The organism is Thiohalobacter thiocyanaticus (assembly GCF_002356355.1).
Lineage (GTDB): Bacteria > Pseudomonadota > Gammaproteobacteria > Thiohalobacterales > Thiohalobacteraceae > Thiohalobacter > Thiohalobacter thiocyanaticus_A.
The window spans coordinates 706,718-727,995 of record NZ_AP018052.1; the positions used below are offsets into that span (position 1 = coordinate 706,718).

Annotated in this window: 23 protein-coding genes; 16 read left to right on the plus strand and 7 right to left on the minus strand. The window is 65.4% G+C overall.

The window, feature by feature from the left end; all coding sequences use genetic code 11:
• Positions 1-50 precede the first annotated feature (50 nt).
• Together CFK21_RS03290 and CFK21_RS03295 are read left to right on the plus strand one after the other, a co-directional pair.
• Positions 51-3,092, plus strand: coding sequence for a putative bifunctional diguanylate cyclase/phosphodiesterase (locus CFK21_RS03290; RefSeq protein ID WP_157745301.1), 3,042 nt, complete (start codon positions 51-53; stop codon positions 3,090-3,092).
• A gap of 80 nt (positions 3,093-3,172) precedes the next feature.
• Positions 3,173-4,588: a sensor domain-containing diguanylate cyclase gene (locus tag CFK21_RS03295; RefSeq protein ID WP_096364748.1), complete on the plus strand. Its 1,416-nt coding sequence runs from the start codon at positions 3,173-3,175 to the stop codon at positions 4,586-4,588.
• Here CFK21_RS03295 and CFK21_RS03300 read toward each other — a convergent pair.
• Positions 4,585-4,788 carry a hypothetical protein gene (locus CFK21_RS03300; RefSeq protein ID WP_096364750.1) on the minus strand — a complete coding sequence of 68 codons (204 nt, stop codon included), beginning with the start codon at positions 4,786-4,788 and terminating at the stop codon, positions 4,585-4,587. The genes CFK21_RS03295 and CFK21_RS03300 overlap by 4 nt on opposite strands.
• An 81-nt stretch (positions 4,789-4,869) precedes the next feature.
• Positions 4,870-5,196: a ribulose bisphosphate carboxylase small subunit gene (locus tag CFK21_RS03305; RefSeq protein WP_096364752.1), complete on the minus strand. Its 327-nt coding sequence runs from the start codon at positions 5,194-5,196 to the stop codon at positions 4,870-4,872.
• A gap of 208 nt (positions 5,197-5,404) precedes the next feature.
• Between CFK21_RS03305 and CFK21_RS03310 the strand changes: the two genes are divergently transcribed.
• Positions 5,405-5,773 carry a DUF2784 domain-containing protein gene (locus CFK21_RS03310; protein WP_096364754.1) on the plus strand — a complete coding sequence of 123 codons (369 nt, stop codon included), beginning with the start codon at positions 5,405-5,407 and terminating at the stop codon, positions 5,771-5,773.
• A 130-nt stretch (positions 5,774-5,903) separates the two neighbouring features.
• A complete protein-coding gene (locus tag CFK21_RS03315) occupies positions 5,904-6,281 on the plus strand; it encodes a hypothetical protein (RefSeq protein WP_096364756.1) in 378 nt (125 codons plus the stop codon).
• Positions 6,282-6,308: 27 nt separating this feature from the next.
• Here CFK21_RS03315 and CFK21_RS03320 read toward each other — a convergent pair whose 3' ends face one another.
• The 3 genes from CFK21_RS03320 to CFK21_RS03330 form a co-directional block, all read right to left on the minus strand.
• A complete protein-coding gene (locus CFK21_RS03320) occupies positions 6,309-7,109 on the minus strand; it encodes a transglutaminase domain-containing protein (protein ID WP_096364758.1) in 801 nt (266 codons plus the stop codon).
• A 39-nt stretch (positions 7,110-7,148) separates the two neighbouring features.
• On the minus strand, positions 7,149-7,472 hold the full coding sequence (locus tag CFK21_RS03325) for a TusE/DsrC/DsvC family sulfur relay protein (RefSeq protein ID WP_096364760.1): 324 nt from the start codon (positions 7,470-7,472) through the stop codon (positions 7,149-7,151).
• 188 nt (positions 7,473-7,660) lie between these two features.
• Positions 7,661-8,284, minus strand: coding sequence for a DUF2202 domain-containing protein (locus tag CFK21_RS03330; protein WP_096364762.1), 624 nt, complete (start codon positions 8,282-8,284; stop codon positions 7,661-7,663).
• A gap of 277 nt (positions 8,285-8,561) precedes the next feature.
• Here CFK21_RS03330 and CFK21_RS03335 point away from each other — a divergent pair, with 277 nt between their 5' ends.
• The 11 genes from CFK21_RS03335 (at position 8,562) to CFK21_RS03385 (ending at position 18,065) form a co-directional block, all read left to right on the plus strand.
• A complete protein-coding gene (locus CFK21_RS03335) occupies positions 8,562-9,377 on the plus strand; it encodes an amidohydrolase family protein (protein WP_157745304.1) in 816 nt (271 codons plus the stop codon).
• A gap of 96 nt (positions 9,378-9,473) precedes the next feature.
• Positions 9,474-10,325, plus strand: coding sequence for an ion transporter (locus CFK21_RS03340; RefSeq protein ID WP_096364766.1), 852 nt, complete (start codon positions 9,474-9,476; stop codon positions 10,323-10,325).
• An 81-nt stretch (positions 10,326-10,406) separates the two neighbouring features.
• The gene (locus CFK21_RS03345) at positions 10,407-10,970 is read left to right on the plus strand and encodes a hypothetical protein (RefSeq protein WP_096364768.1); all 564 of its coding nucleotides are present in this window, start codon (positions 10,407-10,409) and stop codon (positions 10,968-10,970) included.
• 1 nt (position 10,971) lies between these two features.
• A complete protein-coding gene (locus tag CFK21_RS03350; protein WP_096364770.1) occupies positions 10,972-11,496 on the plus strand; it encodes a TlpA family protein disulfide reductase in 525 nt (174 codons plus the stop codon).
• A 6-nt stretch (positions 11,497-11,502) separates the two neighbouring features.
• Complete coding sequence (locus tag CFK21_RS03355) at positions 11,503-11,997, plus strand: DUF1499 domain-containing protein (RefSeq protein WP_197702987.1); 495 nt, start codon at positions 11,503-11,505, stop codon at positions 11,995-11,997.
• A gap of 197 nt (positions 11,998-12,194) precedes the next feature.
• Positions 12,195-13,412: a glycine betaine/L-proline ABC transporter ATP-binding protein ProV gene (gene proV / locus CFK21_RS03360; protein WP_096367467.1), complete on the plus strand. Its 1,218-nt coding sequence runs from the start codon at positions 12,195-12,197 to the stop codon at positions 13,410-13,412.
• Positions 13,413-13,427: 15 nt separating this feature from the next.
• A complete protein-coding gene (locus CFK21_RS03365) occupies positions 13,428-14,282 on the plus strand; it encodes an ABC transporter permease (protein ID WP_096364772.1) in 855 nt (284 codons plus the stop codon).
• Between the two features lie 24 nt (positions 14,283-14,306).
• The gene (locus CFK21_RS03370) at positions 14,307-15,173 is read left to right on the plus strand and encodes a glycine betaine ABC transporter substrate-binding protein (RefSeq protein ID WP_096364774.1); all 867 of its coding nucleotides are present in this window, start codon (positions 14,307-14,309) and stop codon (positions 15,171-15,173) included.
• Between the two features lie 304 nt (positions 15,174-15,477).
• Complete coding sequence (locus CFK21_RS03375) at positions 15,478-16,599, plus strand: hypothetical protein (RefSeq protein ID WP_231971585.1); 1,122 nt, start codon at positions 15,478-15,480, stop codon at positions 16,597-16,599.
• A gap of 274 nt (positions 16,600-16,873) precedes the next feature.
• Entirely contained in the window at positions 16,874-17,488 is a 615-nt protein-coding gene (locus CFK21_RS03380; RefSeq protein WP_096364775.1) for a BMC domain-containing protein, read from the plus strand.
• Positions 17,489-17,501: 13 nt separating this feature from the next.
• Entirely contained in the window at positions 17,502-18,065 is a 564-nt protein-coding gene (locus CFK21_RS03385; protein ID WP_096364776.1) for an NUDIX hydrolase, read from the plus strand.
• Positions 18,066-18,165: 100 nt separating this feature from the next.
• On the opposite strand, the gene CFK21_RS03390 is transcribed toward CFK21_RS03385, so the two are convergent.
• Positions 18,166-19,251: an alkene reductase gene (locus CFK21_RS03390; protein WP_096364777.1), complete on the minus strand. Its 1,086-nt coding sequence runs from the start codon at positions 19,249-19,251 to the stop codon at positions 18,166-18,168.
• A 67-nt stretch (positions 19,252-19,318) separates the two neighbouring features.
• On the opposite strand from CFK21_RS03390, the gene CFK21_RS03395 reads away from it, so the two are divergent.
• On the plus strand, positions 19,319-20,200 hold the full coding sequence (locus tag CFK21_RS03395) for an alpha/beta fold hydrolase (RefSeq protein WP_096364778.1): 882 nt from the start codon (positions 19,319-19,321) through the stop codon (positions 20,198-20,200).
• Positions 20,201-20,209: 9 nt separating this feature from the next.
• On the opposite strand, the gene CFK21_RS03400 is transcribed toward CFK21_RS03395, so the two are convergent.
• Positions 20,210-21,181: a PDC sensor domain-containing protein gene (locus tag CFK21_RS03400; protein ID WP_096364779.1), complete on the minus strand. Its 972-nt coding sequence runs from the start codon at positions 21,179-21,181 to the stop codon at positions 20,210-20,212.
• Between the last annotated feature and the right edge of the window lie 97 nt (positions 21,182-21,278).

The following is a 21,278-nucleotide window of genomic DNA, read 5'->3' on the forward strand; positions in this document are numbered from 1 at the left end:
ATAGTTGAACGGATAAAGTGGCGCATCAAATCGGGGAGGGCATATTGAGCGTGGCCGAGGCCGTCCGGGGCAGCCGGCGGGTGAACAACGCCGGCACGGTGCTGGTGACCGGCGTACTACTGGTCCTGTTTGCCGCCGGCAATTACCTGTTGCCGCTGAGCCAGGCACAAGTCCACTGGTGGGCCAACGCATTCTGGACCCTGGGTTCGCTGCTGACGGGGCTGAAATGCCTCGCGGCGGCGCGCGGCGGCGCCGGCCCCATGCGCCGGGCCTGGCTGTTCTTCGCCCTGGCCTGTCTGTCCTGGTTCGCGGGGATGCTGGTCTGGGATTACCAGGAACTGCTGCTGGGGCGCTATACCCCCTTCCCCTACTGGTCGGACATCGGTTTTCTCGGCTTCGGCGTACTGATGGCCATCGGGCTGCTGTTCTACAATGCAGCCAGTTCGCGGATGCCGGTCGGGCTGCTGGAGTTGAGTCAGCTCGGCATCTTCGTCTCCAGCATCCTCATCATCCACCTGGCGGTGTTCGCTGAACCGATCCGCAGGCTTTCCGATCAGCCCGTTGTTCTGTCAGTCGCGCTGGCCTATCCGGTCATCTACATGGCGCTGTTCGTCTATGCGCTGGCCGTGCTGTGGGGCCGCATGGAAGGCAGGGTGCGTCGCAATATGGGGTACGTCATCGCCGCGATCGCAACGCACGCGACCGTCAATACCCTGTATGCCTACAGCCTGCTCGATGCCGCCTATGCCGCGGGGCATATCCTGGATATATTCTGGCTGCTGGGCTTCGGCCTGCTCTATATTGCGGCAGTGGACTTCGGAAGCAACCGGGAGGGGGCGGTCCCTCCCATGTCGCTGCGCCGACAGGTCACGCGTCAGGATCGGATGGTGCCGGTGCTCGCGCTGGTACTGACCTTCCTTGCCCTGCTGCTGTCCTATCCCGAACTCGATGCCAGGAATTTCCAGCAGCTGCTGATTATGGTGCTGATCCTGCTCGTGTTCGTGGCCCTGCGCGAGTGGGCCAGCAACGCGCTCGTGCTCAGGCATATCCAGGAGGTCGAGACTTCAGAGGCGAACCTGAGGCGCTTTTTCGCCATCTCACCGGCGATGGTGTCGATAACACGTGCCGTGGACGGCGCCTTTTACGATGTCAACGAGGCCTTCTGCGTTGCCTGCGGCTATGCCCGCGAGGAACTGCTCGGAAAAAGCGTGGCTGAACTCGGGCTCTGGCCGGATGCCGATCGGCGCGACAGCATCGTCAATGAGGTCATGGCGAAGGACAGGGTGGAGGGGCTGGATGTAAGGATGCGCACGCGCGCCGGCGAGGACCGCGAACTGCTGGTTTCCATCGTGCGCATCAGCCTGAATGACGATGCCTATCTGCTCTCCACTGCGGTCGATGTGACTGACCGCCGGCGGGCCGAGGCCGAGATGAGCAAGCTCTCCAGCGCGCTGGAGCAGACCGCCGATATGGTCATGATCACCGACCGCAGCGGGGTGGCCGAGTACGTCAATCCGGCCTTCGAGCAGGTCACCGGCTATACCCGCGACACGATCCTCGGCAGCACGCCGCGGCTGCTCAAGTCCGGCAAGCAGGGGGGAAGCTTCTACCAGGCGCTGTGGGGGCAGATACTCGCGGGGGAAGTGTTCAATGATGTCCTGGTCAACAAGCGCAACGACGGTTCCCTGTTCTATGAACAGAAATCCATCGCCCCGCTGCGTGACAACGACGGGCGCATCACTCATTTCATCTCCACCGGCCGTGATATCAGCGAGCGCATGCAGGTCGAGGAGCGGCTGCGCTTCCTTGCTCATCACGACACCCTGACCGAGTTGCCCAATCGTACCCTGCTGCTGGAGCGGCTCGGCCGCAGCCTGGCGGCGGCGCGTGCTGCCGGGCGGCTGCTGTGCGTGCTGTTCCTGGATCTGGACCGTTTCAAATTCGTCAATGACACCCTGGGCCACGAGGCCGGCGATACGCTGCTGCGACAGCTGGGCGGCCGGCTGATGCGGGCCCTGCGGGCCCATGACAGCATCGCCCGCTTCGGTGGTGATGAATTCGTCATCGTGGCCGAGAACATCGACAATGTCGGCGAGGCCAGGCAGCTGGCCGAGCGCCTGCTGGCCGTGTTCAGGCAGCCCTTCATGATCGACGACAACTCCCTCAACGTGGCGGCGAGTGTGGGGATCGGGCTGTTTCCCTACGATGGCGAAGATGCCGGCACCCTGCTCCGCCACGCCGATGCCGCCATGTACCGGGCCAAGGAGAGGGGCGGCAACACCTATGAGTTCTATGCCGAAGAAATCGGCGCGCACGCCGAGAAACGGCTGCTGCTGGAGAACGAGCTCAGGCGGGCGCTGAACCGGGATGAGTTCGTGCTGCACTACCAGCCGCAGGTGGATAGCGCCACCGGCCGCCCCTGCGGCTTCGAGGCCCTGATCCGCTGGCAGCATCCGGAGCGGGGACTGGTGCCTCCGGGGGATTTCATTCCCATCCTGGAGGAGACGGGGATGATCGTCGAGGTCGGGGACTGGGTCCTGCAGACCGCGCTTCGCCAGCTGGCCGACTGGCACCGCCGGGGCTGGGACGGACTGACCATGGCGGTGAACCTGTCCAGCCGGCAGTTCGAGCGCAGCGGCCTGCCGGAGACGCTGGAGCGTGCGCTGAATGAACACGGACTGGACCCGGGCGTGCTGGAACTGGAGATCACGGAAGGGACGCTGATGCAGGACGTGGCCTCCACCACCTTCACCCTGCAGCAGCTCAGCCGCAGCGGCTTCGGCATCGCGCTGGATGATTTCGGCACCGGCTATTCATCGCTCAGCTATCTGAGTAAGTTTCCCTTTACCACCCTGAAGATCGACCGTGCCTTCGTGCGCGACATCCCGGGTGATCCCGATCACACGGCCATCACCCGTGCCATCGTGGCGATGGGGCAGGGCCTGCGATTGCGGCTGGTCGCTGAGGGTGTGGAGACGGAGGAGCAGCGTGCCTTCCTGAACGGGCTGGGCTGCAGCCTGATGCAGGGCTATCTGTACAGCCGGCCGCTGTCAGCGGCTGCGGCAACGGCCTGGCTGGCCGACTCGGTCTGAATTGTGTCGGCACGGAGCCCCGGCGCCGGCATCCGGACAGCCCGTGGCTGTATCTGGCCTGTAACCCGGACAAGACTCGCATGAATCAAACCAGGCATTCCGATTCCCCCGCACCGGCGCTGACCCGGTTCGTTACGGGCTACGCGCGCCTGCTTGCAGGGATACTTGCGCTGGCGCCGTTGCTGGCGGTTGCCTACATACACTACCAGCAGGACCCGGTCAGGGTGTTCGAGCACCACAGCTTCCATGTCGGCGCCATCGGCATTGCCATCCTTCTGGGGGCCTTCATCAGTTATGTGACCTGGCGCTGCTATATGGCCAGCGGCGAGCGACTGCTGCGCTGGCTGGCGCTGGGCCTGCTCGGATTCACGCTGGTGTATGCGCCGCACGGGTTTCTGACCCACTTCGCCGCCGACAACCCCTGGCTGTTTCTGCTCTATGGCCCGGTCTCCAGGCTGATAATGGCGGCCTGCTTCCTGATCGCGTTGCTGCACTACGGGGACGCAGCGGATGCCCCCGAGCGGCGCGCGCGGGGCTGGGGTGCCGCGTTGGCCGGATTTCTCGTCCTCGACGCGCTGGTTGCGCTGGTGGCGGTCTCGCCCTGGCGCGCAGCGCCCGCGCTGCGTCTGACGCTGGAATACCTGGCCATCGCCATGTATGTCGCGGGCGTTGGCTGGATGCTGCTGCGCCGCGTGCGCGGCTCGCTCATGGGGCTGTATGCCATCGCCATGCTCTGGTTTGCGCAGTCATCCTGGGCCTTCACCCTGGGCCTGCCCTGGAATCACCAGTGGTGGCTGGCGCATCTCGTCTTCGCTGCGGGCTTTCTTCTGCTCAGCTACGGCGTGGTCCAGGCCTACCTCACCACCGGCTCCTTTACCCGTATCTACTCCCAGGCCGAGTTGATGGCGCAGATCCTGGCCCAGAAACGGCGCGCGGAGCGGGCCATGGTCGAGTTGCAGCAGGCCAACTCGGATCTGACCCGACTGGCCGCCACGGATGCGCTGACCGGCGCGGCCAATCGCCGTGAATTCATGTCCCGGCTTGAACAGGAGGCGGCCCGTGCCCGCAGAGGGGAGCAGACCCTGTCGCTGCTCATGTTCGATCTGGATCACTTCAAGGTGGTCAATGACGAGCACGGGCATCAGGCCGGTGACGAGGTGCTGAAGGTCGTCGCCGACCTGGCCCGGGAGGTGCTGCGCCCGAGCGACGTGCTGGGCCGGCTGGGAGGCGAGGAATTCGCCGTGCTGCTGCCCGCCGCGGAACTGGATCTGGCCTGCCAGGTCGCGGAGCGGCTGCGTCAACGGCTGGAGCGTGAGGTCATCCGGGTCGGGGATGCGCAGGTGCGCATCACCCTGAGTGTCGGCGTGGATCAGTTATGCCCGGACGCAGACAGCGTCCGGGATCTGATTCAGCGTACCGATACCCGGCTGTACCGGGCCAAGGAGGCCGGACGCAACCGCGTTGAACCGGAGCCGGGCGGGGGACGGGGCGACTAGCGCTGTTCCGGCGGCAGGGCCATCTTGCCCAGCCGGGACATGGCTTCACGGCGTTCCCGGGCCAGCCGGCGGGTCTGGCCCACGCCGGGCTTGAGTTCCTGCGCCGCGGCGATGGCCTCGTAGAAGCTGGCCGCCTTGCGCGCCTGCTCGGGTGCCGAGGCGAACTGCGGACGGTGGGGTTCGAGGATTTCATCCTTCATGGGCATGCCCTCCAGGAGCAAAGCGGGTATGCGGGAAGGGTAACGGGCGTGGCGGCCGCGGGTAAGCGATAATTTCCGATATCAGCTATCGGTCTCGCCCGCGGTGTCGCCCGGATGGATCCAGTACACCAGGCGTGCCTGCGGCCGCAGCTTCTCCGCGCAGAGCCGGATGGCGTGTTCCGGGTTGGCGGCGTGGCAGTCCAGGATCCGGTCCATGACCCGGTCGGCGCCCTGGCGGGTGTACTGCGTGCGTCCCCAGGTGCGCCACAGCGAACGGGGCAGGGTGTCGGGGGCGCGGTGCTCGATGCGCACGATCCAGTCGCCCTGCAGGTGGTCGCGCAGGAGGGTGCTGACCTCCTCGAGGTGCGGCAGGTGAATGGCGGGACTGATGGTTGGCGCTGGCTGCATGGGTCAATCCTCGTGTTTGGTGCGGCTCGAAGAATAATCACACTTTATGTCTGAGTATTTCACTAAGGTATTGACCCGGATTATGCCGCCAGCCGCCGGAGAGACCCATCGAAGCTTTCGATGCGCCGGATCGGAAAGCAAACAAATGCTGAAGACCGGGGGAGAGTGGATAAACACTATTAATGGTTATGCAGGAATGGCATAGAGCATGATCTATCACTGGCTGGCGGATCTGGTCCTGTTCGCGCACCTGCTCTTCATCCTGTTCGTGCTGCTGGGCGGGGGGCTGGCGCTGCGCTGGCCCGGTATCGTCTGGCTGCATCTGCCCGCCGCGGTCTGGGGGGCGCTGGTCGAGATCTTCGCCTGGCCCTGCCCGCTGACCCCGCTGGAGAATGCGCTGCGCGCCCGGGCGGGTGAGACGGGCTATGCCGGCGGTTTCATCGAGCATTACCTGCAGCCCCTCATCTATCCCGGCTGGCTGACGGCGGATATCGGCCTGGTGCTCGGCGCTGGAGTGATCGTGGTCAACCTGTTCATCTACGCAGTGGTGATCGCAGCGTCGCGTCGCCGGGCCTAGACCGGTCGCGCCCGGCACTGCAGCCGCTTTCTGTTCGGCTGCGGTCAATCACCCCGCCGAATGTGGTTGACCCCCGACCGCGTCATGTTATGTTCGTTCTTACCCAATCGTTTTCGAGGAGACGCACGACATGTTTGATGCCATCAAGATCCCGGGCGGTCATGTGATGCTGTACAACGTGGTCAAGCTCAAGCCCGAATATACCGTGGAGGACGTCGAACTGGCGCTCGGGGAGATGTGCGAGGTGGTCAAGGAGACCTATCCCGAGTTCTATGGCGGCATCGTCTACCAGTCCGCCGGCTTCGTCTCCGAGGAAGGCAGCGTGGATCCGGAGTCGCAGCCCGACCAGGAAGCGCACATCGCGATCCTGACCTTCTGGGAATCGTTCGAGGCCCATGAGCGTTCGCACGCCGATGCAGCCTTCAAGGAGAAGTTCACCGGCCTGCTGGAATACTGCAGCGATGCCTACGAGATCGGCTACAACCTGCTCTGGCAGGGACAGAAATAAAAATCCGCCGGGAGACGTGCCGGGTGCTCAGTCCGGCGCGTTCTCCAGTTGTTGCACCGTGACTTCCATGTCACTGAACCTGGCCGGCGGGCCGAACTGGGTGTAGATGGCCACGTCGGCGGCATCGCGGCCATAGGCCACGGCCAGGCGCGCGCCATCATGCAGGCTGCTGCAGCTGGGGTCGAAGGTATGCCAGCGGTTACCGATATAGGCCTCGAACCAGCTGTGCATATCCATGGGGTCGAGCTCATGCAGATAGCCGACCACCATGCGTGCCGGAATACTCAGTGCCCGGCACAGGGCGATGCCCAGGTGTGACAGGTCACGGCACACTCCCTGCCCCTGCAGATTCACCTCCACTGCAGAGATCGGAAACGCGCTCGTGCCGGGTGCGTAGCGGATACTGCTGCGGATCCAGTCGCTGATGCCGGCCACCTGAGGATAGCCGAGCGGCAGGCCCGCCACGATTTCCCGCGCCATGTTGCCGAAGCGGTCGGATTCGCAGTAGCGGCTCGGCAGCAGATACATCATGGCCGTATCCGGCAGGTCCGGGATGTCGACGAAGCCGCCGACCGGCGCCTGGTCTGGACTGACATTCAGGATCGCGACAGCCGAGGTGCGGACCTGAAATTCTCCCGCCGGTGCGATCAGGCGCTGGCACAGGTTGCCGAAGATGTCCGTATATTCCTGCACCGGCACATTGGGTATCAGACTGTAACTCTCCCGCGCAATCCACTGCCGCGCGCTGCTGCGCGCCCGGAGCATGAGTATCAGGGGGGTGGGAACCTCGAGCCTGAACTCGAGATTGCATGTGGTGCGTATCCACATTTAACCGGTGCTGTCCTTTCTCCGAGGTTCGTTTGTCGCCTACTCGGCCGACATGTAAGCCTTGGCCTCCTCGCCGGGATCGGGCAGGCCGGCGATACGCCATGCGTTCAGGCAGTTGTGGAACAGGTCGTGGCAGCACCACTCATCCAGTTCCAGATCGTGGCAGATCAGTCCCGCCGGCGGCGGTACCCGGTATTTTCCGTAGTAGTTGCGCAGGGAATCGATGAAGGCCCAGTGCAGGTCGGTCAGGTGTGGAATGGCCTCCTGACGCGCGAGCTCGCTGGCCAACTCGGGGGACCAGTCCTCGGGATGGCGCAACAGGCCGTATTCATCGAAGCGGGTTTCTTGCAGGCTCTGTTCCATGGCGTGGCCCTCCTCCGGAGTTTGCCTGTATCCCGGAGTATAGCCAGTGCGCGTGCCGTGTCAGTGGCCCATTCGCTGCAATGCGCGAATACATGCAGACAACAGGGTTTTAAGTTGGCTTCGACAGGCAGCCTGCCTCGGGCAATGGCCCCGCCGGCCGCGCCCGGCGGGGCGGGTGGGCAGAGCCCTCAGCTGCCCTGGCGGGGACGGTTGCCGCAGTGTTCCAGGGGTGATCCCACGATGGCGTCCACCTCGTCCTGGGGCAGGAACTGGGCCGCGTACTGCACGCCCAGTCGTTCGATGGCGTCCACGAAGGCGCGCAGGTGATTGCGCGAGCCGCACAACAGGCTGGCATAGGCCTGCTCGATATCGGCGTGGTCCGTGCGCTCGATGGCCGCCTGTATGTCCTGCATGTCGACTTCCTCGATAAGACCGCCCACATGCAGGGCCTCGAGTTCCGAAGCCATGCCGCGCGTGACCAGTTGATCGTACAGGCCCTGCAGGTCGGTATTGGTGAAATAGCCGACGGCGTCGAGCGCCGGATCCACCAGGCCGTACTTGTCCAGCAGCATCTGGATGGTCTCGGTATGGGTCTGCTCGGATTCGGCGATGTTGACGAACACGCGCTGGTTCCAGTACTGGTCCATGGTCAGGTAGACGTCGCGGGCGAGTTTCTCCTCCTCGCGCATGTAGGTCAGGTCTTCGGCTTCGGCTACGCTCAGGCCGGTGAGGGGTTCATCGGAAAATGCCGGCTGTGCGGCGGCCAGCGACAGGGCAACAACAAATCCTGCGGTGATGCGGGAACTTTTCATACTTCAGTCCTCTGTTTTACTCGGCCCTCAGGGGCCTCTCGTGACAAGGGGTGAATGAATACTAACCTCATGTAGGCGGAGCATAAACCGAGCGGGAGGGTGTGTAATGCGGTCTGCGCGACTGACAGATCCTGTCATCGGCGGGCGGGTGTGTCAGGTATTCAGCGGCTTAGCATCGGCCTGCGATGCCGTGGCGATCGGTGAGCGGGATGCCGTTTCTGTGACCGGGCGCACGTTTGCGGGCGTGTGTGACCGGCAGGGCTGGTATCCTTGGATCATGCCTTCGCACCTGTTGCTGCTCGCTGTGCTGTTGATCCCGCCCCTGTCGCTGGCCGGGCCGCTGTTCGATGCGCATCTGCACTACGATGCGGAACATCTCGGTGCGATGCCGCCGGAAGCGGCGCTTGCGCGCCTGGACGGCAGCGATGTCCGCCACGCCCTGGTGACCGGGATGCCGCCGCGTACCGTCCTGGAACTGCATCGGCTCGCGCCGCAGCGCATCATCCCCCTGCTCGGGGTATACCGCAGGCCCGGGGACAAACGCGACTGGCATGCCGATGCCGGTCTGCCCGAGTGGGTCGAGCGGACGCTCGAGACCGGTCCCTGGCGCGGTATCGGTGAATTGCACATACTGGCGCCCCACCGGCACAGTCCGGTGCTGCGGCGGCTGGCGGAACTGGCGGTCGCGCACGATCTTCCGCTGCTGCTGCACGCCGACCCGGCCGTGGTCGACACCCTCTATGAGACCGTTCCCGGCCTAACCCTGATCTGGGCCCATGCCGGAACCTATCCGTATCCGCGGCTGATTGCCGACTACCTCGCACGTTATCCGCGGCTGCATGTGGACCTGTCGGTGCGCGACGCGCGCATTGCGCCCGGCGGCGAACTGGATGATGCCTGGTACCGGCTGCTGGTCGAGCATTCCGAGCGCTTCCTGGTGGGGGTGGATACCTTCAGCCTTGCCCGCTGGCAGGCGTATGACCGGGTGGTCGCCGGCATCCGACACTGGCTGGCGCAGCTGCCGCCGGAGACGGCCGAACGCCTGGCCCGGGGCAATGCCGAACGGCTGTTGGGGGTGAGGGGCGAGGAGTGAGGCGGTGTCCTGTGCGGGGCTCCGTGCTATCCTGCGTCCGGCCCGGGCAGCCGCCCGCCCGGCTATCCCAGTCAGGACTGTTTCGGTTGCAGATTTATGGTTGAAGTCATCCTCCGTGACCTGGATCCGGCCTCGCTGCGTGCGCGGGCCGGCCGCTGGATCGAGTCGCCGCGTGTGCAGCACGCGATCGTCTTCCTGATCGTGATCAATGCCATCATCCTGGGCCTGGAGACCTCGCCGGCGGTGATGGAGCGCGTCGGTCCGGCGCTGAGACTGGCCGACAGCCTGATCCTGGGCGTGTTCGTGGTCGAGATCGCGATCAAGCTGTTTGCCTACCGGCTGCGTTTCTTCACCATCGCCTGGAATGTGTTCGACTTCATCGTGGTGGGCATTGCGCTGATTCCCGCCAGCGGGCCGCTGGCCGTCCTGCGCGCCCTGCGCGTGCTGCGTGTGCTGCGCCTGATCTCGATGGTGCCCAAGCTGCGCTTCATCGTGGAGGCGCTGCTGCATGCGGTGCCGGGCATCGCCTCCATCGCCGGGCTGATGCTGCTGCTGTTCTATGTGTTCGCGGTGATGGCCACCGGCCTGTTCGGGCAGCAGTTCCCGGACTGGTTCGGCTCCATCGGCGCTTCCATGTACACCCTGTTCCAGATCATGACCCTGGAGAGCTGGTCCATGGGGATCGTGCGGCCGGTGATGGAGCTCTATCCGCATGCCTGGCTGTTCTTCGTGCCCTTCATCCTGATCGCCACCTTCACCATGCTGAACCTGTTCATCGGCATCATCGTCGATACCATGCAGACCATGCACGAGGCCGAGCACAGCCGCGACCGCAGCCTGATCGAACAGCGTATCGAGGCCGAGGGCGGGGCCATCGAGGACGAGATCCGCGGCCTGCGGGCGGAGATCCGGGAACTGAAGGCGGCCCTCGACCGCGGCCGGCCCTGACCGGCCCGCGTCGTGTCATTGCGATGCCCGGACCCGAAGGGTAGGGTGGCCATGATTAACCCCCGGAGGATGAGGCTGACAATGACACGGTATCTGTCCGCATTCTGCTTGTTGCTGCCGGCGACACTGATGGGCGCCCAGGTCGAGCGCGAGTACAACCCCGATTCCGGCATCGAAACCGTGCAGGTGGAGCATCCGGGCATGTCGCTGCAGCTGCTGCCGCTGAACCGGGATTACGTGGCGGCGGTCTTCTCCGCCCGCGGACTGCCGCCGGACATCGTCGCCAGCACCCGGCAGTACTGCACCTTCGGCACCATCCTGCGCAATATCGGTGACGAGGTGCTGGAGTACGATCTCACCCGCTGGCGCTATGTGACACCCGACGGCCGGACCCACCGGGTCAAGACCAAGACCGAGTGGCTGGAGGAATGGCGCGGCCGCAATCTCGCCTTCCGCTGGGTGCTGCTGCATGAGGCGCAGACCTATCAGCCCGGCGACTGGGGGCAGGGTTTCACCACCGTGGAGTTGCCGCCCGGCACCCGCTTCGATCTTCATTATGTCTGGACCCAGGGAGGTGAACTGCATGAAGCCAAGCTCGAAGACGTCAGATGCGCCCCGGAAGGGGTGCCGCAATCCGCTCCCTGAGATGCTGGCGCGCCTGCTGCTGAGCATCGCCTTGCTGGCCTTTGCGCCGGCGGCGCCGGCCGATCTGGGGCATGACCTGACCCGATTGCCGGAACCGGTCCCGGCGCCGGATTTCGCGCTGGAGGATATGGACGGCGAGATTCACCGGCTGTCGGACCTGCGCGGCCGGGTGGTGATGGTCAACTTCTGGGCCACCTGGTGTCCGCCCTGCCGCGAGGAGATGCCCTCGATGGAGGCGGTCTACCAGGGGCTGAAGGACGAAGGCTTCCAGGTGCTGGCGGTGAACCAGTGGGAGTCGCCCGATCAGGTCTTCCCCTACATGGGCCAACTCGACGTCTATCCCAGCTTCCCCGTCCTGTTCGACCGTGACAGCAGCGTGGCCGAGGCCTACGGGGTGAAGGGACTGCCCACCACCGTGCTGATCGATCCGCAGGGGCGGGTGGTCTATCGCGCCGTCGGCGGCCGCAATTTCAATCACGCCGAGGTGCGGGCGCTGATCCGGGGGTTGATGGAGCATGAGGAGTGAGGCGGGATGAAGGCGGTCCTGCTGATTCTCGCCGCGCTGATCCTGCTCGCCATGATCACCCTGGCGGTGCTTGCCCTGCACAGCCGCTCGCAGGCGCCGCCCGGGCGCGTTGACGGCCGGCTGCCGCCCTGTCCCGACAGTCCCAACTGCGTCTGCAGTGAATATCCCGCCGACAGCGCGCATTATGTCGAACCGCTGAGGCTGCCGGGGGATCTGTCGCCGGCCTCGGTGCTGGACCGGCTCGGAGAGCAGGTGCGGTCACTGGGCGGTACGGTAACGACCGTGCAGCCGGACTATCTGGTCGCCGGCTTCCGCTCTCGTGTGTTCGGTTTCGTGGATGACCTGCAGCTGCGGCCGGATGCGCAGGCGGGCGTGGTGCATGTGCGTTCCGCCTCGCGCGTCGGGCACAGTGATCTCGGCGTCAACCGTCAGCGGGTGGAGGCATTGCGCCAGCGCTGGCGGCAGGCAGGCGGGGTCGGCCGAACTGTTGCAGAAAAATAACTCCGTTTGCCATGGGCTTGCCGCTGCCGTCGTTTGACTTTCATGGTCACAGCGTCTAGGTTTTTGACTGGGGAAGAAAATTCACGATGGCTGTGCCCCCAGCCTGATCCTGCTAACCGGTAATCGAACAGCACAGGGTGGCTGTCCGGCCCTGCCTGTGCATGGATCAGCGGCGCGGCCCGCCCGGAGTCATTCTGATGCCAGTCAACGGGAACGGCGAGGGAAAAGACAAACTCGTCGTCGAGAACCTCTACAAGATCTTCGGCCCTGATCCCGACGAGGCCATGCGCCTGCTGGAACAGGGGCTGTCCAAGGACGAGATCTTCGAACGCACCCGCACCACCGTCGGCGTCCAGAACGCCAACTTCGCCATCCGCGACGGCGAGGTGTTCGTCGTCATGGGCCTGTCCGGGTCGGGCAAGTCCACCCTGGTGCGGATGCTCAATCGTCTGATCGAACCCACCCACGGCCGCATTCTGCTCGATGGCCGGGATGTGACCGCCATGGGCAGAAAGGAACTCATCCGCATGCGCCGCGAGCACATGAGCATGGTGTTCCAGTCCTTTGCCCTGCTGCCGCACAAGACGGTTGCCGAGAACGCCGCCTTCGGGCTCGACGTGGCCGATGTGTCGAAGGAAGAGCAGCGCGAGCGTGCCATGAAGGCGCTGGAGACGGTCGGCCTGGGCCAGTACGGCGACAGCTATCCGGACGAACTCTCCGGCGGCATGAAGCAGCGCGTGGGGCTTGCCCGCGCCCTGGCCACCGATGCCTCGATCCTGCTCATGGACGAGGCCTTCTCCGCCCTGGATCCGCTGATCCGCACCGAGATGCAGGATGAACTGGTGCGGCTGCAGCAGCGCGAGGCGCATACCATTGTGTTCATCTCCCATGATCTGGACGAGGCCATCCGCATCGGTGACCGCATCGCCATCATGGAAGGCGGCGCCATCGTGCAGATCGGCACCCCGGAGGAGATCGTCACCAGTCCCGCCAATGAGTATGTAAGATCCTTCTTCTACGGCGTGGACGTGAGCAAGGTGTTCACCGCCTCCGAGATCGCCGAGCAGGACGGTCTGATGGTGTTCGAGCGGCCCGGCACCAATGTGCGCGCCGCCCTGGCGCAGCTGCGCGACCGCAGGCGCAACACCGCCGTGGTGGTCGATGCCAGCGGCAAATACCGCGGCATGGTCAGCCAGCACAGCCTGGCCAGGGCCCTGGACAGTCCCGGCGAGACCCGCTGGGAGGAAGCCTTTCTCAAGGGCATCGAGGCCGCGCCCGAGGACATGGAACTCAGCGACGTGCTCAGCCTGGTGGCCGCGAGCGAACACCCGGTGCCGGTGGTGGCGAAGGGCGGGCGCTATCTGGGCACCGTCAGCAAGACGGTACTGCTGCAGACACTGGACAAGGCGGGCTAGCAGGACACCAAAGGTATGGCTGACGGCAATTTCATCACCAATATCGATATCCCCATCGGCGAGTGGGTCAGCGGCGCGGTCGACTGGATCCAGGTCAATTTCACCGGTGTGCTGGACGGCATCTCCGAGGCCATCGAGTTCGTCATCGACAACTTCGAGGAGGGGCTGCTTGCCATCCCGCCGCTGCTGCTGGCGCTGCTGATCGTGGCCCTGGCCGCTTGGCGCGTGAGTTGGAAGTTCGGCATCTTCGCGCTGGTATCCATGCTGCTGCTCTTCGGCATGGATATCTGGGAGGAGACGGTTTCGACCCTGGCGCTGGTCATCGGCTCCAGCGCGCTGGCGCTGCTGATCGGTATTCCCATCGGCATCTCCATGGCGCGCAGTGACCTGGTCGAGGCCATTGTGCGCCCGGTGCTGGACTTCATGCAGACCATGCCGCCCTTCGTCTATCTCATCCCCGCCGCCATCTTCTTCGGCCTGGGTAAGGTGCCCGGCGCGATCGCCACCCTGGTGTTCGCCATGCCGCCGGCGGTGCGCCTGACCAATCTCGGCATCCGCCAGGTCAGCCCCGAGCACATCGAGGCGGGCCTGGCCTTCGGCTGCACCGCGCGCCAGCTGCTGTTCAAGGTGCAGCTGCCGCTGGCCATGCCCTCGATCATGGCCGGGGTGAACCAGACCATCATGCTGGCCCTGTCCATGGTGGTGATCGCCTCCATGATCGGCGCCGGCGGACTGGGCAACACGGTGCTGACCGGCATTCAGCGCCTGAACGTGGGCCTGGGATTCGAGGGCGGCCTCGGTGTGGTGCTGCTGGCCATTCTGCTGGATCGCATCACCCAGAGCTTCGGAGCCAGACGCAAAGCTGCATAAACCAAAGCAAACAAGGAGGACGTCATGCGATTCCTGAAATCACTGCAATATCTGCTGGCCGTCACGCTGATGCTGGGCCTGGCCGGCACGGCCCAGGCCGAAAAGGAGATCCGCATCGGCTGGACCGCCTGGTCGGATGCCGAGTTCGTCACCAAGCTTGCCGCGCGCATCCTGGAAGACGAGATGGGCTATGAGGTGGAACTGATCCAGACCGACATCGCCCCCCAGTACCAGGGCCTTGCCACCGGCAGCATCGACATCATGCTGATGTCCTGGCAGCCCGGCACCCACGCCGACTACATCGAAAAGCTGGGCAGCAAGATGGTGAATCTGGGGCTGCTCTACACCCATGCCCGGCTGGGTTGGGTGGTGCCGAGCTATATCCCGGAGGACCGGGTCAGCTCGATCGCCGATCTCAAGGATCCCGGTGTGATGGACAAGCTGGATGACACCATCACCGGTATCGACCCCGGCGCCGGCCTGACCCGCCTGTCCAAGCAGGCCATCGAGGACTACGGCCTGGACTACGAACTGCAGATCTCCAGCGGTGCCGGCATGACCGCCGCGCTCGACCGCGCCATCCGCCGCAACGAATGGATCGTGGTCACCGGCTGGAGTCCGCACTGGATGTTCGGCAAGTACGACCTGCGCTACCTGGACGACCCCAAGGGGACGCTGGGCAGCTACGAGCGGGTGCATGCCGTGGCACGCAAGGGCTTCTATCAGGACGACATCGAGGCGGCCGGCTTCTTCTCCCGCATGCAGCTGCCCATCGACGATCTGCAGGCCGCCATGTACGACGCCCAGGAAAGCTCCTACGAGGAGGCCGTGACCCGCTACATCGAGAACCACCCGGAACGTATCCGGTACTGGATCACGGGCGAGCTCTGAGCGCCGCCGTCCCGGGAGCGGGATGCCGGGACGGATACCATTCCGCCGGTGGCGAGGGGCCGCCGGGGACCGCAGGGAGGAAAGGGCAATGACAGGAAACGCTGTGGGCAAGGCACCGCTTGCCGGTGTGCTGGTGGTTGTACTGGGATTGCTCTCCGCGGCCGTGAGTGCGGACGAGACCGAGGTGCTGGAGCAGCGGGTGCAGGAGCTGCAGCGCGAACTGGAACAGGCCGAGCGGGCGCTGGCCGAGGCGAAGGCCGCCCGGAACGAGGCCGAGGCCCGGGCCGAGCGGGCGGAGGCCGAGATGTCCGAAATCACCCCGGCACCGGCCAAGATCAAGGTCGGCGACCTCACCATCGGCGGCGCCATCCGGGCCAACTATGCCGTGGGCGATTATCCCGAGGGCAACGGCGCCACCCGGGCCACCGAGGACAAGGGGGATTTCGCCCTCGACACCTTCCGCATCAACCTCGACTACCTCAGCGGCCCCTGGCAGGCCAAGGCGGAATACCGCTGGTATCCCGGCTACAACATGCTGCACACCGGCTGGGTGGGCTACAACTTCGAGGACAGCAGCCAGGTCCAGGTGGGCGTCAACCGGGTGCCCTTCGGTCCCGGGCCCTACGGCATTTCCCAGAGCTGGTTCTTCGACCAGCACTACTATGTCGGCCTGTCGGACGACATGGACCTGGGCGTGAAGTACTCCCGGCCCATGGGCGACTGGAAGTGGGACCTTGCCTATTACTATTCGGACGAGGGCGATTACCGGGGCGCCTCGCACAAGAGCGCGCGCTACTCCTACGACGTGGTCAACGAAAGCGGCAACGGCTACAAGGAGCGCAACCAGTTCAACCTGCGCGGCATCTACAGCGTGCCGGACGTGGCCATCGCCACCGATCTCGGTTTCTCGCTGCAGTTCGGCGAACTGGAAAGCGCCGGGCCGCAGGACGACGGCGACCGCATGGCCGCCTCGGTGCACATGGTCAACAAGTGGGACAACTTCACCCTGGCCAGTCAGCTGACCTGGTACGAGTTCGACGTCGACAGCGCCCAGCCGCTGGGCACCGACGATCGGGTCCAGTTCGGCGCCTACGACTTCCCCAGCACAGCGGCGGCCAAGGCCTGGATCCCGGGCATCTCGCTCAGCTACTACCAGGCCACGCCCGGCATCGACTGGCTGGATTATGTCATCCCCTATGCCGAGTACAGCGTCATCGTCAAGGACCAGAGCGGCTTCAACGACAGCGAACTGTTCATCCTCGGCGCGGCCTGGGGCCGGGGCGGCTGGTATGTCTACACCGATCTGGCCATGTCCAACGGCAACGAGTTCATCGGCGGCGACGCCGCCTTCGGCGACCGCCTCGGGGCCAATGCCGATGACCAGTGGCAGACCCGCTTCAATATCAATTTCGGCTACTATTTCTGATTTCCCGCCTTAGTACCCCTCTCCCGCGAGCGGGAGAGGGGCAGGGGTGAGGGCGGGGTCTCGACCCGCAAGCCCGTTTCCGGTGACTGTCGTGACCGGTCCCGATGCCCGTAATGCCGCCCTTATCCCGGTCTATACTGCCTGTAGCGCTGATTTCATAGACGAATATCTATGGATTCCGAATGACTTATGTATTTCCGCTGCCCTGTCGGCTACCGGTAGAATCCACTGGCCTGTCCCCAGCGGGCAATCGTTCAGGCCGCCTGGCAGTTTGATGATCAAGCTCAGAACCTATGTCTATATCGACTCGCTGCAGCCGCAGCTGGCCGAGTACATCGCCACGGCCTCCCAGGGTTTTCTGCCGGTGCCCGGGGAGGCCCTGCTGTGGGTGGAGGTTTCGCCGGGCATGGCCGTGCATCGGCTCACCGACATGGCGCTCAAGGCCACCCAGGTGCGCCTGGCCCAGCAGGTGGTCGAACGCCAGTACGGCTCCATGGTGATTCACCACCGCGACCAGAGCGACGTGATCGAGAGCGGCCGGGTGATTCTGAATCATCTGGGCGCGCGCCAGCAGGACCGTACCCGCTGCGAGGTGGCCTGGCAGGAGATCATCCGCGGCATGACGCCGGACCATACGGTGCTGATCAACCGCCAGGACCGGCGCGGCTCCATGATCCTGCCCGACCAGAGCATGTTCATTCTGGAGACCGAGCCGGCGGGGTATATCGTCTATGCGGCCAATCAGGCCGAGAAGGCGGCGAACATCACCCTGATCGATGTGCGCGCCGTGGGCGCCTTCGGCCGCCTGATCCTGTCGGGGCGCGAGGCCGACGTGGACGAGGCCGCGGCGGCCGCACTGGCCGCGGTCGAGAATCCATCCTGGACCTGATCTGGGAGGCGCTATGCATCGACAACAGCTGCTCGACCTGCTGACCCGCTACCGCACCGACTTCATGGAGGAGGCGGCCTATGTGCGCCGCGCCGTGGATTTCGTCGCCGCCCATCCGGACTGCTTCGAACGCTCGCTGCTGCCGGCGCACGTGACCGGCTCGGCCTGGGTGGTCAGCCCCGACCGCGAGCGGGTGCTGCTGCTGCATCATCGCAAGCACGATCAGTGGTTCCAGCCCGGCGGCCATGCCGACGGTGACGCCGATATCCTGCGCGTGGCCCTGCGCGAGACCCACGAGGAGACCGGGCTGGAGGCGCACCACATCCGCCTGGTCAGCGAGGCCCTGTTCGATGTGGACATCCATGTCATCGACAATGTCGACTATGCCCCGCGCCATGAGCACATCGATGTCCGCTTCCTGGTGGAGATCGATGACCGCCTGCCGGTGCCGGGCAACGACGAGTCCCACGACATCCTCTGGGCGGATCTCATCGCAGTGACCCGCTTCAACAACAACCGTTCGACCTGGCGCATGCTGGAGAAGACCCGGCGCATGCGCAATGCCCTGGCAGGGTGATCGAACCGTGCTCGTCGCGAAATTGTAGGATGGGTGGAGGCGCCAGCGCCGTAACCCATCGATGCGGACCAACAATGGGTTGCGCTTCGCTCCACCCATCCTACAGCGGTGTCTGCTCCTCCAGCGTCGGGTAATCCGTATAGCCCCGCGCATCCCCACCATAGAAGGTATCCGCATCGGGCGCGTTGAGCGGCGCCCCCTGCCGGAAACGCTCCACCAGATCCGGGTTGGCGAGGTAGAGCTTGCCGAAGGCGATGAGATCGGCCCGGTCCTGCTCCAGCCACTGGTCGGCGCGCGCGAAGTCGAAGCCGTTGTTGGCCATGTAGGGCCCAGCGAATCGCAGGCGGAAGGCGCCGTAGTCCAGTTCCCTCGCCCCGCTCATCATGTCGCCCTCGATCACATGCAGATAGGCCAGGCCGTGCGGCGCCAGCTGCTCGACCACATGGTTGAAGGTGGTCTGCGCATCGCTGTCACGGATGTCGTTGAAGCTGTTCTCGGGCGACAGCCGCACCCCCACCCGGCCGGCGGGCCAGCTTTCCAGTACCGCCGCCAGCACCTCGCCCAGCAGCCGGTAGCGGTTGGCCACCGGGCCGCCGTAGGCATCCGAGCGTTGATTGCTGCCGTCGCGCAGGAACTGGTCCAGCAGGTAGCCGTTGGCGGCATGGATCTCCACCCCGTCGAAGCCGGCCGTGCGGGCCAGGCGGGCGGCGCTGCGGTACTGCGCCACGATGCCCGGCAGCTCGTCGGTGTCCAGGGCGCGCGGCGTCTCGAAGGGTTGCATGCCGTTGTAGGTGACGGCCTCGCCTGCGGGGCGGATGGCCGAGGGCGCGACCGGCGCGGCCCCGTCGGGCTGCAGGCTGGGGTGGGAGATGCGGCCCACATGCCACAGCTGGATGAACATGCGCCCCCCGGCGCTGTGCACCGCCTCGAGTACCGCCTTCCAGCCCGCCACCTGCGCCTCATTGTGGATGCCCGGCGTGGCCGGATAGCCCACGCCCTGGGGCGAGACCTGCGCGGCTTCGCTGATGATCAGGCCGGCGCCGGCGCGCTGACGGTAGTACTCGGTGTTGAGCGCGGTCGGGACATTGCCCTCGCCGGCCCGGTTGCGGGTCAACGGCGCCATGACGATGCGGTTGGGCAGTTCCAGATCACCCAGGCGAATGGGGGAGAACAGCTTGCTCTGCATGAAGGACTCCTGTCTGCGGTTGTGTCAGGATGACAGGGGATTGTGACAGGATCCGGGAGGGAAAGTTTTGCCGACGGCGTTTCCGCGCAACGAGCGGGTGCTGGAGATCCAGGGCGTGCCGCTGGGCTATGCCGTCTACGGCCGGCCCGGCGGTATCCCGGCCTTCTACTTCCACGGCCTGCCCGGATCACGCCGCGAGGGCGCGTTGCTGCATGCGGCCTGCTGCGACGCGGGCGTGCGGGTGATCGCGCCGGAGCGGCCCGGCTACGGGCTGTCCGCCCCGGCGCCGGGCGCGCGGCTGGACGCCTGGCCGGAACGCATCGCGGCCCTGGCCGACGCGCTGGGGATCGGGCGTTTTCATCTGATTGCCGTCTCCGGCGGCGCACCCTACGCCCTGGCCTGTGCCAGCCGGTTGAGCGACCGGGTCATCGGTACGGCGATCTGCTGCGGTCTGGGGGATCTCACCCGACCCGGACTGGCCGCGGCGATGCAGTTCAACGCCCGTCTGGCCCTGTGGCTGGTGCGCCGCGGGCCGGCCTGGCTGCACTGGAGCTATGGCCCGCTGGTCACGCAGGTGGTGCGCCGGACGCCGCGTCTGGCGGTGGCGATCCAGGGCTGGATCGACGGCCCGGCCGACCGGGCGGTGCTGCGCCGGCCGGCGGTCCGTGAGTTGTTCGCCGACAGTCTGGGCGAGGCCTTCCGTCAGGGGCCGGAGGGCGCGGTGGCGGATCTGGCAACGGCCATCCGGCCCTGGCCGTTCACGCTGGATGGGATCCGCAACCTGCAGCTCTGGCACGGTCTGGCCGACCGGGTGGTGCCGCCGCTGCACAGTGACTGGCTGGCGCAGGCCGCGCCGGCTGCGCGGCTGACCCGGGTGCCGGGCGAGGGCCACTTCTCCCTGCCGATCCGGCATGTGCATGAGGTGGTCAGGGCGCTGCTGCAGGCGTAGGCGCCTGACTCAGCCGGCGTCGTCCAGTTCCGCATCTCCGGTGCCGAGCCAGAAGTCCAGTTTCTTCTCCAGCAGTTCCTGCCAGGGCATATAGTGCGAGCCGTCGCAGGAGAAGTTCAGTCCCACGATGCCATTGAAGATGTTCAGCGAGCCGGCGCGCAGGTAGAGGGTTTCGTCCATGAAGCGCAGGGCGCGCAGGGTATGGAAGACCTCGGTCACACGGTCCGGCGGGATCACCGCGTCCTGTGGATAGGGGTGAGTGGGATAGGTGAGCACGATGCCCGGATCGGTCAGGTCCTCGATGTCCAGGATGCGATAACGATAGGGATCCTCCATGAACCAGAGGGTGGCGCGTGAGCTGGAGAAGTGCAGCTTGCCGTGGAACACCCCGTGGGCGACGATCAGTTCGGTGACCAGGTCCAGTACCGCGTCGATGTGCTGATCCATCGGGCTGTCGACGCGATGCTGGCTGAACAGACCGCTGCGAATGGCCGGATCGCCCTTCATCTGCAGCCACTGGCCGGGCTGCTCGTAGATCTCCCGGGTCAGCGGCAGTTCGCGCAGGTCGAAGTCCGCGCCGAGAAAACCCAGCTGAGTGCCGGCGGCCGATTCGATGCGCTGGACCGCGGTCAGCGAGGGCCGGCGGGCATTGCGGCTGATGTAGGCATCGGACAGCGAAAAGGCCTCGCCCGCAAGTGCCGCTTTCAGATACGGGCGCTGGCTGCGGTCGCGCCCGGCATGTTCCGGCAACAGCCCCCGGGCCGAGACATTGGCCGTGATCTGCTGTCCCTGCATATCCAGCGCATAGAGGTATTTGCAGGAGGGCAGGTGGTCCAGCCATTCAGTGAGCAGTGTTTCCAATGGCTGGCGCTGCGGCCAGACGGCGGCGCATTCGCGGGCCAGTCGGGCCATCGGCGCATCCAGTAGTCGGCGCAGCAACATGCGCTGACGTGCCACTGCTGCTCTCAGTGCCTCTCCCATGCGCTCCGCTCCCGGTTTCTGGTAGGGTCGGGATCAGCATGCCACTCTGGCAGGAATCTGGCCAGGGCAGGCATCACCGGATATCCGGCTGCACGAT